This window comes from Providencia sp., assembly GCF_040396775.1.
Classification (GTDB): domain Bacteria; phylum Pseudomonadota; class Gammaproteobacteria; order Enterobacterales; family Enterobacteriaceae; genus Providencia.
The window spans coordinates 86,166-100,093 of sequence record NZ_JBEBNT010000003.1 but is presented as its reverse complement, the minus strand read 5'-3'; the positions used below and the strand labels follow the sequence as shown (position 1 = coordinate 100,093).

Here is a 13,928-nt window from a genome sequence, read left to right as displayed (position 1 = left end):
TTCTAACAACTGGTTATATGGTATCAATAGAGAAAACACATTTCTTATACTAAATAGTAATAAGATAGTATTATTCATGCTTACATTATATTACAAAACTGAGAATTATGTAGGGAAGCGTATATCTAGCTGATTTTTAATATATTCCATTACGCTTTCAACCTGATGATAAAAGTCAAATTGATACCCTGCTGGTAAAAAACAGGCACAAACTGTCAAAATAACCGCAATAAAACGTTCGCCCCGTTTACTGTTTTTCCCTCGAATAACAGGAAAACAGAACCGTTGGGGCAATGGCCATAAAAACGGCACCCCTGAAGGCGTTAACATATCAGCCACTAAATGGCTCAAATAACCTAATAAAAAGGCTTGAATAAGGTCATTAGGAATTGGCCATTGCTCTGGGATCCATTGATAACATGACAGCATTAATAACAGCCATGCTAGTAAACTGTGGGTGAAACCGCGGTGACCGCAGAGCTTAGAGATAGGCAACGAAAAAATACGCAGTAGCCGACCGGGTAGGGAAGAAGGGTGATCAATATCGGGTAATAATGCACCTAATAACGCACCAGGGACCAAGTGCAACCAGTCACCTTGAGCTAGCTCAGGGGTAACTTGGAGTTTATGGGCCATTATCAAAGAGGCGACGGAAAAAAGCAGATGCCCTTCAGCAGTCATGGTGGATAAAATACCATCTGTTTATCTATACAGTTGATTGGCAGTATAAAGTGTTTAAAAAGAATATGATAGAGGGGTAAAGGTAAAAAAACTCTTATTTATTAGCAAATAAGGAAAGGATTTTATATTTTTTAAGCAATCCCCCTACCTAAGTTAGATAGGGGTGAATACAGATTACACAATTCGCTATAACTAGCGTAAATGTTTCGCTTCTAATTCATTTAAAGAATTTAATTTAATATCCGCTAAACCAAAGCGTGGGTCATTAAAATGCTTACTATCTGGCACGACAATGGAGCGCATTCTCGCAGCTTTTGCTGAAATCATGCCATTAAACGAATCTTCTAAAGATGCGCAGTGGATAGGTTTGGTGGATAGTGCAGAAGCAGCTTTAAGATAAACTTCAGGGTGTGGCTTGCTCAATGGTAAATCAGCGGCTGAAATGACAGCGGAAAAATAATCGCGAATATCCAGTAAATTTAATACTTTTTCAAGCATATACAGTGGTGATGCAGACGCCAGCGCGATTTTTAAATCCATCGAGCGGCAAAGCTCCATCGCATGTTGTACACCGGGTAAAATAGGGCGAGTTTCTTCAACTAAGCCAACAACACGGTCAATGATCCGCTGTTTGGCTTCTTGTTGACTGCATCCATGCCAAGGTGAAGCTTGGTACCAAAGTTCAACAACGTGGTCGATACGTAAACCCAATGTATCAGGCAGAGTGTTGGCAATTGCAAGGTCAACGCCTAACTGCGAAAAAACTTCAAGCTCAGCTTGCTCCCAAAAAGGTTCCGAGTCGATCAATAAGCCATCCATATCAAAAATAACGGATTGGATGGGAAGGTTATGGTACATGTCAAAACTCCATTCATGTAAACCCTATTGCCAATGAGCTTTACCCTTGTGGCAGTAGGAATTAAGGGAACTTACCCAGCGACGATAGTATTTATTTACTCACTGACTATGATACCAGCAAAAGAATAAATATTCGTATTAATTGCACGGGTGATTTTAACAACTCAACACTAGAGCGAATAGGCACAGATGGTGAAAGTTGTTTATCCGATGTGTAATTAAAAATGTTTAAAGTTCTGAAAGTCGTTACGCAATCATCATTTCACAAGGTAAATTTGGAGGCATTTAATAATTTCGGCTATTATTACCCCTGAAAAGTCACCATGAAAATTTATCGAGAATAATAACTCTGAGGAAGAGCAGTAATGAATTACCACAATGCTAATTATGTCGCAATCGGCAAACGTATTCTGGGTTGGGTTGTTTTTCTGGTAGCATTAATTTCGACGTTGGCGTCTTTAATTAAACTTGCTGGAATGAAAGGGTTGGCAGGTGAAGGGATCAATGCAGTAGCCAATGATTTTATTAAATTGATGGCGGAAATGACTCGCCAAACGACACCGTTTTTAAATTTCTTCTGGAATAACTCCCCTGTACCGCAAGTTGCTAATGGTTTTTCAGGTAGCAACCTAGGGTTTATTATCATCTTTATTTTTATTTTTGTTGGTTTAGCGCTCAGTGCATCAGGCCTAAGAATGTACCGGCAAATTAAATTTATTCGTGAAAGCCTTGAAGATCACGTGATTCTGGAAAAAGCCAAAGGAATTGAGCTTTCCAAAGCAGAACTCGAAGCAAACGTCACCATTCCACGCCACACAATTTTCACCCAGTTTTTTATTCTCTATTTCTGGCCAGTTGTGCTGTTGATAGGGCTGTATTTTATCCTAAAATTCCTTAACTGGTAGTTTTCGTCATACTTCCCATTATGCGGGTGTTATCTTCGCTTGCTAACTCTAGTCACATACTGATGTATGCTCCTAGAGATTAGCGGCACTTGATGCCTACGCATAGTGTGAATTATTTAGAAAACACATTTTCGTCATATTTCACGCTGTAGTGGTGTTGGCTTCATTCGGCTACTCGGGTCACAGACATTTATCGGTGGCTAAGTCATCCTCGTTTTATGACCTTTCTGATTATTCCTTTAATAGCGAATCAACAATCTTTTGGGCGTGCAGATAGCTTTGTTCATTACCAAAAATATGGGCTTGATTGAGTAAATAATATAACTGGTAAATAGGCTGCCTATCTAAAAAGCCATTAGGGAGCGGCCAAATGCTTTGGTAGCCATCAATAATTTGAATAGGAATATCTTTATATAATGGCAACATCGCGATATCACATTCCCTATCACCCCAATAGCATGCAGGATCATAAAGAATGCCATCGATTTGATGGGTTATGGCGCAGTTAGCAGGCCATAAATCGCCGTGTAATAAAGAGGGTTGAGGTTGGTGACCCGCTAATTTATTTTTAACGACATCGACAATTTGCTGAATATCACCAAATACCATACCTTTTTCAGAGGCCAGCTGTAATTGCAGACCAATGCGTTTTTCTGCAAAAAAAGAATTCCAGCGTTTTTCCCAGCCATTTGGTTGAATAATTGTGCTTAACATGGTGTCAAAATCAAAACCATAACTGGGCTGTTCTTCCCATTGATGTAAGCGGGCAAGCTGTTGACCAAAGTGCCAAGCATTGGTGGTATCAAACGGTTTTAAAGGGAAGTATTCGAGTAGAAGAAAACTATGGTGCTTATTACTGCCTACACCATACACCTTGGGAACGGTAATGGTTTGGCTTTTGGCGAGCATTTCTAGCTGTTCAGCTTCTTGCTTAAATAACGGGAGAAACTCACGCCGATTTTGTTTAATGAATACGGTGTGTTCGCCATAGTCAATTCTTAACGTATGGTGAATATCACCACCAGAGAGAATGACTTTGTTACGTAGCTCTGCTTCACCTAAGTGTTCACTTAATAAACGACACATTGCTTGCCACATGACTCACCTCGCTCTGCTTTGATCTTCACTAACACAATACTATAGCGACAGTTTAGGAATTAACAGTGATAATTGTTTAAAAAGAAGTGCCTATCACGAAATAATTATTTAATCGTTTTATGGATAAAAAGAAATTACTGCAAATTTAAAGATAGCGGTTTTTTATCAAATTGAGAATGTTCAGATATTTGTCTATTAAATCGATATGCCAGCGCGCTCCTCGGTTTATTCAGGTAAACTGCAAAAAATGAAATAATAAGGGAAAGCCATGCACATTGATTTTCAAAATCCACGTTGGTTAAGGGACTTACTGCGATTTATTCCGCTAAAAAGTCAGTTTGTCTTGTTTGGCAATGTGCGCGATTTGCAAGCCAGTGAAATAGCCCCCTCAATTGTTACACCTTTGCCATTTAACCAGTCTTTATTTAATAGTTTATTTAAAGCAGGGTACGCATATGTATTGACGTATACGCCATTGGTCGGTTTTCAATGCTTAGCAAACCCTGCACATAACACCCAAGAAACAGATACTGTTATGCAACGGCTGGGGTTAAATGTTACTGAGGGCAAAGCTGCTGGTGGTATCGATATGTTGAATCATCTGCTTGAGCGATTTATTAATGATAAACAACAGCCTATTGCCTTATGTATCGACTTTGCCTCTTGTTTAATTTCCCATCGCGATAACCTTACGCCCGCAGAACACAGTTTATTTACCCGTGCATTAGTCGCCTCACACCACGGAAAGGCAAGGCCTGCGGGGGAGCACAATCAGCCGTTTTTTAATACGGTATTTTGGATAGTGGAAAAAGAAACAGATTTGCCCGATTGGTTTGTGGTGAATAACCCTCGTATTCGAGCCATTCCAGTTGCTAAACCCGATGGTCAAGTGCGCCGTTTATTAGCGCCTAGTTTATTAGCTTCGCTGGCGGATTTTAATGGTATTGAAGAGGTTGATAAGACATCATTAATTAATGATTTTATAGATGAAACAGAAGGGCTGTTACTGCTGGACTTAACTGCCATTGTGCAACTGGCACGTATCGAACAGGTGCCCGCAACCAGCATTAGTGATGCCGTTCGTCGTTATAAAGTCGGGATCACCGAAGACCCGTGGAAAAAGATTGATAAGCAAAAAATTCACCACGCACCCACAATAATTTCCCGCCGAGTAAAAGGACAGCAGCATGCGGTCACACATTTATTGGATATCATCAAACGAGCAATGACAGGTGTTGGTAGCCATAAAGGTGGGCGTCCTCGAGGAGTGTTATTCCTTGCTGGGCCGACAGGTGTCGGGAAAACGGAACTGGCTAAAACAGTGACGCAGTTACTGTTTGGTGACGAAAGTGCCTATATCCGCTTTGATATGTCTGAATTTAGTGCCGAACATGCAGATCAACGACTGATTGGTGCTCCTCCTGGTTACGTTGGGTATGATTCAGGAGGTGAATTAACCAACGCAATTCGTGAAAAGCCATTTAGTGTGGTTTTATTTGATGAAATCGAAAAAGCCCATCCCCATTTAATGGATAAGTTTTTACAGATCATCGATGATGGGGTTTTAACATCAGGACGTGGTGATCGTGTTTATTTTTCAGAAGCGTTAATTATTTTTACGTCTAACCTCGGTATTTATCGCCTAGACGCCAATGGCGAGCGAGTGGCAAATGTTCAACCTCACGAGCCATTCGAAACCGTGACGCGCAATGTTAAAAATGAAATAGAACGCCACTTTAAACTGGTACTTAACCGCCCTGAGTTGCTCAATCGTATTGGTGAAAACATTATTGTTTTTGACTTTATCCGCCCTGATGTTGCTGAGCAAATTTTTGAGCAAATGGTGGATAACATTTTGTCAGGCTTAGAAAAACAGTCTTTGACTATTTCAATATCTTCGGAAGCTAAAGACGCGTTAAAAATGAACTGCTTGGCAGATTTATCCAATGGTGGGCGTGGAATACGTAATCAATTAGAAATATATTTGATTAACCCATTATCGAGAGCAATTTTCGACCAAGACATACAAGCCAACAGTGCTTACCAAATCACGTCGATTCTGATGGGTGAAAATACGCAAATCACACTGACGGCGGTAGGTCATTAGAACGATGAATATTAGCGTTTCACGTATTCATTTTCCTGTCACGACTTTAGGGCCGGGAAAACGGATTGGTATTTGGTTTCAAGGGTGTTCGCTGCGTTGCAAGGGGTGTTTATCCCCTGATACGTGGCAAGTGAAAGACAGCCATTTCACAGTGGCACAGTTAATTGACCAAGTCCAAGAATGGTTACCATTCGCAGATGGTATTACCATTTCAGGGGGAGAGCCGTTTGAGCAACCAGACGCCTTGCTCACATTATTACGTGAAATAAAACAGCGATTTAAAGGGAATATTCTAGTATATAGTGGCTATGAATGGGGAGTGATTGAAGATAGCGTTGCTCAAATGTCCCCCTACATAGATGCGCTGATCAGTGAGCCGTTTAACGTTGAAATACCTCAAACATTGATGTTAAGGGGCAGCGATAATCAACGGCTTCACCTTTTAACACCGCTTGGTAAGTCGTTATTTAAACAATATCAACGTGTTGTAACACCAGAAGATAAGAAACTGGATTTAGCCTTTGATGATCAAGGGCGACTGTTTCTGGCGGGGATCCCTGAACGAGGCGATATGCAACGGTTAAGTCAACTCCTTGCCCTACAAGATAACACCTTAAAACAACTCAAAAAATAGTCATGAGAGAGAAGGATGACGATGATACGCTTTTGCCCACATTGTTTAACAGAACGGCCGTTAACTGAAATATTTTGTGCAGGGCAAATTCAAACAGAACAAGGAAATCTGCAACTTTGTAGTTGGGATCTCACGCTTGAGCCTATTCATCCTGAAGGGTGGCGCCCTGAAATCGCGTCAGCCATTTCTATTGATACGCCATCAAGTGGCGAAAGTGGCATCCCAGCGTTACGTCATTGTAAAAATGGTCATCTTATGGCTGAAGATGACTTTATTTGTCTTGAGTGTGGGGCAGATGTTGCAGCAGAGTCAGTCATCGAGGTTTTGTCGTCACCCCATCAGCAGATAGGCTCTTGGCGCTTAGAAAGACGAATTAATGGCAGTGATAGTCCCCGCGAACGCTACTTTGTAACACATTGTGCCGAAGAAAAAAGTGGCGTACTGACACTCTACCAAAAGGGGGAGGAGCCCGATCCCGCTGTTTACCAAGTCCTTAAACGCATTCCAACAGACCATGTTCCTGAGTTTTATGAGTATGGCCGCTTTGAAAACCGCGCATGGCATGTCACTGAAATGCTTGAAGGTGGGTCACTAAGTCAGTTTATCCAGCAAGGTGAATTTTGGCAGGCAGATGAAATTCCTAAACTTGTAGAAGAAATGGGGCAGGCAATTGCGGCATTTGCGGAGCATGGTTTACGGCATCGTAATTTGTGCCCCTCTAATTTGCTTATTCGCAGGCGCCATCCTCTTGATATTGTAGTGATTGAATACGGTTCTGCTTGTTTATCAGAGTTTGACCTTGATATTGTTACTCCACTGGATATTTCCCGTTACTCAGCGCCTGAAACTCTTGCTGGCGGTGTCAGTGCAGCGTCCGATTGGTGGAGCCTTGGGATTATACTCTTAGAACAGCTTACCCAAGGACGGTGTTTCGACCATATTCAAGATAATGCTTTTCTTATCCAAGTGATGACTAATGGCGTTGATTTACCCGAATATTTATCTCCTAATACCCAACTGTTATTACGCGGGTTATTGTGTCGAGACCGTTTCTTACGTTGGCAGTGGCCAGAGGTTTTAGCGTGGCTACAAGGGAAACCCCAGCAAGCTCCACAAATTCAAAAAAACGATAGACAAAGCCATCTTCACACGCTGACGTTTGAGGGACAGCAATTCCAACAACCAGACGTATTTGCATTGGTGGCGGCACAAGCGAGCCATTGGGATGATGCGCTACCACTTTTATTGCGAGGTGAAGTCAGTTCGTGGTTAGCGCAGTTTGAAAACAGCCAAGAACAGTTAACGAAATTGCAAACATTGCTTGATTGCGACTTCCAGCAAGAAAATCTCAATGAAATTAAGCTGACTTTTGCCTTAAAAATTCTCAATGAAAATATCCCGTTAATTTACCGTGGTGAGATTATCACGCCAGCATGGTTGTTAGAAAACCCGAATTTAGGCTTTGTACTGATTAGCGAGGAGCTTAATCGATACATTCAAGATATCGACCCACAACATTGGTTAGTGCAGCTTTATCATCGCCAATGTTTGGTGCGAGAGCGAGCTCGCCAGCTCAATATTCTCTTGAATGAAGAAAGCTTGCGTTTGTATTTATTGATTACTTCAATCAATCAATTATCTGCAAGGTGGGAGCTCTTACATGCGCAATTTCCTGATTCCCATAATGAAAGCTTACAAGGGTTATTTGATAAGCAAAATCCGCAAGAAATTGATTACATTCTGCTATTGAGTGCGGATATTGGCCAGTTTATTTCATTAGACGCATTGGTTGAGCAGGCGTTTGAGCTCGCTAAACAAAATGATATTGATAATTTTGATCATGGAATGGCCAAAACGCAGCTTTCATTAACACGTAAGGCGTTGTATTTGCAACTTAGTGAGAGAGTGAGTGATTTCAAACGTGTCGGGCTGGCTGTTTTAGACAGTTGGGTTGATCAGTTTTTATTGATGCGCAGGCTTTCGCTAGAGAAAACACTCGTGCTACTGGCGATACCAATAGAGCACTGGCAAGTTCCTGAATCGCAAAAATATGTGCTTGAAGTGCTGCGTTTTTTTAACCAGAAACTGACTGCGGTGACGCAGCGAGGCAATTTAGTTCGCATGCGTTTAACGCCAAACACAGGGCGTATTGATTTAACTGAATGTGATAGTACGATGCGCAGTGCAAGTGTGTTATTGGAGCACCTACTCAACCGTAAAAAAGGGTTGATGACCATTGATAGCGATATGCTGCTACAGCGTAAAGGCGTGAATACTCGCTTAAGAATGCTACAAGCAGATACGCAATTGTATCAAAGGGATACGGGTATTAATGGCATGTATTTAGGCTTTCCTTTTTTAGTCTTGAATACTCAGCCAAACCAAATTAAACCCCGTATTGCACCGTTATTTTTATGGCCAATCTCAATGCAATCGGCGATTGCACAGCAAAGCCCTATTCAATTGAATTTTGATCACGAGCGTGGTGCCGTCCGTCTTAACCCTGCATTAGCGAGCTTTGTCGGGATCCCCGCAATCAGTAAGTGGCAGAGTGTTTTAGATATGCTGTTGTCTAAAGCCGGTTTGACCATTGATGAAATGATGGAAAGCTTGTCTGCACTGTTGCCAATACAAGGTACGCAGTTACTTCCATTGCCTTCGTTAACTGACCCTGTAGAAGAAAACTATGCACAGGTTGCATGCTCGGCGGTGCTATTCCATACGTCATTTATTGGTCAGGCAATGAGTAGCGATCTACAGCAGATAGCCAATATCTCCATTGCGCAGACGGCATTGTCTACTTTATTGAAAGTGAATTCAGCAAGTTTACCGGAACGCGTTGTTAACCCCGAAAATATCCTGAGCCCATTTGCGTTATCCCTTGCCGATCCGTCTCAAGAACGTGTCGTTCAAGCCGCGCAACAACAAACAGGGCTATTGATTGAAGGGCCACCGGGAACAGGGAAAAGCCAAACCATTGTTAGTCTTGTTGCCGATGCATTAGGCCATCAACAGACAGTGTTAGTGGTATGCCAAAAGCCTGCGGCACTTGAGGTGGTATATAAGCGATTGGTGGCTAATGGTTTAGGTGATAGGGCGCTGCTTATTCGTCAGAACCAAAAAAGCCGTGAGGTTATTTTGGCAGTGCGTGAACAAATTGAACAACTGTGGAATAAAGAAAATAGCACGTTATTTGAGCAAGACTGGCAAGCAGAACGCACTCGTTTATTTAGCCGAGTACAGCTTTTTGAGCAAAAACTTGATGCTTATTACCATGCCCTCAATGATGTCGATACCCATTGGCAGCTATCTTATAAACAGATTTTAAGCAGTTTAATTCAGGTCGAAGCGTTAGAGCATTTGAACATCAATGATGCTGAGCTAGTTCAAGTGTTCGCAGAATTTAATCAACCTAAATTTGCCCAGCTTCTAGATGACATTAAACAGCATGCCCAAACATGGTGGCAATTAGATTATGAAAATAGCCCATTAAAGGCATTAGCGCAGTTTTCTGTGAACGACCATCAATATCTGTTATTTAATCAACAGATTACATTATTTATTGAGGTGGAAAAGCAACGTGATCAGGCTTACCAATCTGATTATCACGGTATTACACTCACTGAGCTGACAAGCCATGAACGCATTCTGGTGCAGTTAAAGTCACATTTTGGCCAACAAACGCCCGCACAATGGCAAAGTTTATCCCAGTGGTTAGCGTTGTTTATCAATTTGCACGGTTCAGTCACGACGGGCAAAACCGTCATTGAACAATTAGAACAGCGTTATCAACGCTTATTAATGATTGATGAGGCAAATACAGATTCACTACTTTTCCCGTTATTTAAGGGAATAGAATCGAAAAAATTAGCGGAATTATCTCGCGCAACAACAGAGTCAATACAGGGGTCTTGGTTACGCTTTTTCAACCCCTTTTATTATGGTCGCCATAATCAGCTACAGCAATTTATGGCTGAAAGTGGATTAAATCAGGCTAGCTTGGCTGTATTGCATAAAACGATTGGTGTAGAGCAACAATGGCGTTTACTTGAAAAAGAAATTATGCCGATTTATCAATTAATTGGCATGAAAATTCAACCCAATTGGCGAACTGGCTTACCTCAGTTAATCGAACAATTAAAATGGGTGGATAGCTCAAGCCAGTTATTGGCTCAATACCCTGAAATTTCACATTTTTTACCCGCGATTATAGACGAGCAACAAATCGGGTTTGAACGTCAGTGCAATGAGATTCAATCTGCAATTACAAAGTTCAAAGCAAAAATAGAAAGTGACAACCAATTAGATAAATTTGCGTCTGTTCTTTCGCCACAAACGATAGAACGATTTCAACATGCAATTGGTGAAGGAAAATCATTTACGAATGAATTAATCCAAATTGCTGAAAAAAGAAACTCGTTGATCCAGTATCAATTATTTAGAGAGGAAACTGCCAATTTTACGCCACAACATTGGCAAACCTTAGCGGTATTACACCCTGTCATTACGCAATATATTCATGAAAACAATCACCAAAAAGATTGGATTGCAACATTAATACAGACAGTTAGCTACGGTTTCTATCATTTTGTAAAAAAACAATTTGAGGCTAAATTGCCTGCAATTTCAGCCAATAGTCGGCAATTTATGGCGGATTTAGCCGAACTGGAGCATGCCCAAAATGAACTACAACTCTTTAACCGTACGGCGCTAACTCGCAATTATGATTTGTCTAAAATGGGAAGCCGCCGTGAATGGGAGGAAATTACACGCCTTGCAGGGCCAAGAGCGCGTCGTTTAAGAGAGTTTATTAAGGAAGGTCGTGAAATTGGCTTGATGCAATTACGCCCGATTTGGCTGATGACACCTGATGTAGCAAGCCAAGTCTTGCCATTACAAGCGGGGATGTTTGATAGTGTGATATACGATGAGGCATCGCAAATGCCCATTGAATTTGCATTGTCTACCTTGTTTAGGGGGAAACAAGCGATTGTTAGTGGTGATGAAAAGCAAATGCCACCCTCTAAATTCTTCACAGGAAAATTGGTTGAAGAAGACAATGATGATGAGGTGGATGAACAGCAAATCGATGCGGATGAAGAATGGGATTATCGGCAAATTAGTGATTGCCCTGACTTGCTACATTTGGCGCGTACCATATTGCCAGTTCACACCTTAGATATTCATTATCGTTCGGCATATCGGGAACTGATCAATTTCTCAAATTTTGCTTTTTATGAAAATCGGTTGAATATTCCAGCACAATTTTCAGCAAAATTAGTGAATAAAATTAAGCCATTACAGCTGGTGGCGGTTAATGGTGTGTATGTGAATCAAAGTAATGAAGCAGAGGCGGCGGCAGTTGTTGAGCACCTTGCAACGATGTGGCAACTTCCTTTTGAGCAGCGTCCGTCAGTGGGGGTTGTCACCTTCAACCAAAAGCAAACTTCGTTGATTAACCAACATATTCGTCTGAGGGCAGAGCAGGACAAGCAATTCTTGGCCGCCTACACACAAGAAAATCAACGTTTTCGTGATGAAGAGGATATGTCCTTCTTTGTCAAAAATGTGGAAAACGTGCAAGGAGATGAGCGCGATGTCATTTTATTTTCCACCACATTTGGCCGTAATGCGCAGGGGACCTTTAGACGTAACTTCGGTGTATTAGGGCAAACAGGTGGAAAACGACGCTTAAATGTTGCGATTACACGCGCAAGACAGCAAGTGGTTATTATGTCATCGATGCCTATCGAGGAAATTTCTGATTTACTGACAACCTACCGTAAGCCTGAGATCCCACGAGATTATTTACAAGGCTATTTGGCGTATGCAAAAGATGCTTGCAACCCATTGAGACAAAAAGAAAACCAAAAATTACTTAACCGTATGTGTCAGACACAGCTGGCCGTGCAAGACACCTATGTGGAACAAAGTGCCTTTGTCACTTCAGTGGTTGAATTTATTCAGCAAAATGGTTGGCTAGTAACAGCATCTACAAAAAACGAAGTATTTCATTTTGATTGCCTTATTGAAGATAAAGTCACTGGGCAATTATTAATTGGTATTGAGTGTGATATGCCTTCACACCCACTTTTGCATACAGCTAGAGCGCGAGAGCTATGGCGCAGCAATATCTTAAGTCGTGTGATACCCGAGCGTTATCGCGTTTCGATTATTGAATGGTATAACGATAGAACGACAGCGCAACAGCAGCTACAAGATGCGATAGTTAATGCATCAATAAGTTTAACTGGCTCAACGAATAGGGCGATACATCAGGAAAGTGAATTATGAGCTCATCAGTTCATCGTATCAGCGTTAGAGAAATGAATGAAATTCAGTGTCGCCGGCAATTGGCAGTGACGCGTAAAATGTTCCAACAATGGCAAAAAATGGCCAATACAACACAGTATCACCGGCCACGTATTGAACAAATTTTCACATTATTTCAACAGCTTTCAGCGAATGATATCAGCACAATATCTGCTCGTCAGTTAACCACACTGAAAAATGAATTGACCCAATTTAGTGCCACGCTGAAACAAGAGATCCAAACTGTTCGTGAGCAGCAACTTGAACAGCGGGCATTAGCAGCGAGAACAAATGCACACCGACAACATAATTTAGAAGCTTTAGCGGCGTTAGTTCGAGAAAAGCTACCTGCCGAAAAACAGTTAATCACAGAGTTGGAAAGTCGCGATGTGAAGGGCGTGGGGTCATTAATTTTCCGCGCACTCACCGCGCTAGATAACGTTCAAAGTCAACTTTCACCCTTTGCTAATCAATTACTTGAACAGTTAAAGGCACAATCTGAAGATGTCCCTCAATTTTGGCAGTATGGCGCGCCATTATCACCATATGCCAAGCAATGTGAGCAAATTTTATTAATGATTGAAAAGCTTAAACTGGTGGGATACTTGAATGAGGCACTAAGCGCACAGCAACAGCTTGCTGAAATTCAATCAATGAATGAAAATCCACAACGCCATTTACGCGCAGATTCACTGATATTAATTTTGGCTAAACAGTTGAAAGAAAGCCAGCAACACACTGAGTTAGTTGAAAAAGTTGAACAGCTTTGCGCAGAGCTCGCTATTTTTTCTGATGATGAAAACGCAAAAATTATTGATGAAGCATTAGCTTCAATACATTCAAGTTCAGTTACTGGGTTGATGTCACTGGCTGAACAATTAGAAGCAAAAATTAATTTGGCAGAACAGGCATTTGTTGCAGAGGCGCAAAGAAGAACGGTGCTAGATGGTTTAGGTAAGCTTGGCTATCAAATTCAAGAGACGGATGTTAGAGCGTGGATGGATAATGGCAAAGTGGTGGTTAGGCACCCTGCAACACCGGGGTATGGTTTAGAACTGGGCGGAAAACAAGCCCGTTTTCAAACACGTACGGTGGCGTTATCCTCACAAAGAGACACCCAACGAGATAAAGATGTTGATGCCATTTGGTGTAGTCAGCATCAGCAATTGCAAGAATTCGTGGCACAATCAGACGCCGAGTTGGTGGTTGAACGCGCATTACCCGCAGGAAGCAATGAAATGAAAGTTTATGATTTGGAAGACGCAGGGCAGCAAAGAAATACCGCTACAAATCAACAACCTCGCACATTGCGTAAATAACGGTTACTCATAAG

Annotated in this window: 8 protein-coding genes; 5 read left to right on the top strand and 3 right to left on the bottom strand. The window is 41.6% G+C overall.

Annotated features, from left to right (window positions below; genetic code table 11):
• Nucleotides 1–105: 105 nt before the first annotated feature.
• Nucleotides 106–681: a metal-dependent hydrolase gene (locus ABWP91_RS04940; RefSeq protein ID WP_353242310.1), complete on the bottom strand. Its 576-nt coding sequence runs from the start codon at nucleotides 679–681 to the stop codon at nucleotides 106–108.
• Between the two features lie 192 nt (nucleotides 682–873).
• Entirely contained in the window at nucleotides 874–1,539 is a 666-nt protein-coding gene (hxpB, locus tag ABWP91_RS04935; protein WP_353242309.1) for a hexitol phosphatase HxpB, read from the bottom strand.
• 365 nt (nucleotides 1,540–1,904) lie between these two features.
• Between hxpB and ABWP91_RS04930 the strand changes: the two genes are divergently transcribed.
• On the top strand, nucleotides 1,905–2,444 hold the full coding sequence (locus ABWP91_RS04930; RefSeq protein ID WP_353242308.1) for a YniB family protein: 540 nt from the start codon (nucleotides 1,905–1,907) through the stop codon (nucleotides 2,442–2,444).
• 231 nt (nucleotides 2,445–2,675) lie between these two features.
• On the opposite strand, the gene ABWP91_RS04925 is transcribed toward ABWP91_RS04930, so the two are convergent.
• A complete protein-coding gene (locus tag ABWP91_RS04925; protein WP_353242307.1) occupies nucleotides 2,676–3,542 on the bottom strand; it encodes a fructosamine kinase family protein in 867 nt (288 codons plus the stop codon).
• A 268-nt stretch (nucleotides 3,543–3,810) separates the two neighbouring features.
• On the opposite strand from ABWP91_RS04925, the gene ABWP91_RS04920 reads away from it, so the two are divergent.
• Genes ABWP91_RS04920 through ABWP91_RS04905 form a run of 4 tightly spaced genes read left to right on the top strand, consistent with a single transcriptional unit; the run spans nucleotide 3,811 to nucleotide 13,914 of the window.
• A complete protein-coding gene (locus ABWP91_RS04920; protein ID WP_353242306.1) occupies nucleotides 3,811–5,649 on the top strand; it encodes an AAA family ATPase in 1,839 nt (612 codons plus the stop codon).
• 4 nt (nucleotides 5,650–5,653) lie between these two features.
• Nucleotides 5,654–6,283, top strand: coding sequence for a 4Fe-4S single cluster domain-containing protein (locus tag ABWP91_RS04915; protein ID WP_353242305.1), 630 nt, complete (start codon nucleotides 5,654–5,656; stop codon nucleotides 6,281–6,283).
• Between the two features lie 15 nt (nucleotides 6,284–6,298).
• A complete protein-coding gene (locus ABWP91_RS04910) occupies nucleotides 6,299–12,577 on the top strand; it encodes an AAA domain-containing protein (RefSeq protein ID WP_353242304.1) in 6,279 nt (2,092 codons plus the stop codon).
• On the top strand, nucleotides 12,574–13,914 hold the full coding sequence (locus ABWP91_RS04905) for a hypothetical protein (protein ID WP_353242303.1): 1,341 nt from the start codon (nucleotides 12,574–12,576) through the stop codon (nucleotides 13,912–13,914). The genes ABWP91_RS04910 and ABWP91_RS04905 overlap by 4 nt, the downstream gene beginning before the upstream one ends.
• Nucleotides 13,915–13,928 lie beyond the last annotated feature (14 nt).

Bases quoted from the DNA above. Each gene is read 5' to 3' on its own strand.
- ABWP91_RS04940 (WP_353242310.1), bottom strand. From the start codon at position 681: ATGACTGCTGAAGGGCATCTGCTTTTTTCCGTCGCCTCTTTGATAATG.
- hxpB (WP_353242309.1), bottom strand. From the start codon at position 1,539: ATGTACCATAACCTTCCCATCCAATCCGTTATTTTTGATATGGATGGC.
- ABWP91_RS04930 (WP_353242308.1), top strand. From the start codon at position 1,905: ATGAATTACCACAATGCTAATTATGTCGCAATCGGCAAACGTATTCTG.
- ABWP91_RS04925 (WP_353242307.1), bottom strand. From the start codon at position 3,542: ATGTGGCAAGCAATGTGTCGTTTATTAAGTGAACACTTAGGTGAAGCA.
- ABWP91_RS04920 (WP_353242306.1), top strand. From the start codon at position 3,811: ATGCACATTGATTTTCAAAATCCACGTTGGTTAAGGGACTTACTGCGA.
- ABWP91_RS04915 (WP_353242305.1), top strand. From the start codon at position 5,654: ATGAATATTAGCGTTTCACGTATTCATTTTCCTGTCACGACTTTAGGG.
- ABWP91_RS04910 (WP_353242304.1), top strand. From the start codon at position 6,299: ATGACGATGATACGCTTTTGCCCACATTGTTTAACAGAACGGCCGTTA.
- ABWP91_RS04905 (WP_353242303.1), top strand. From the start codon at position 12,574: ATGAGCTCATCAGTTCATCGTATCAGCGTTAGAGAAATGAATGAAATT.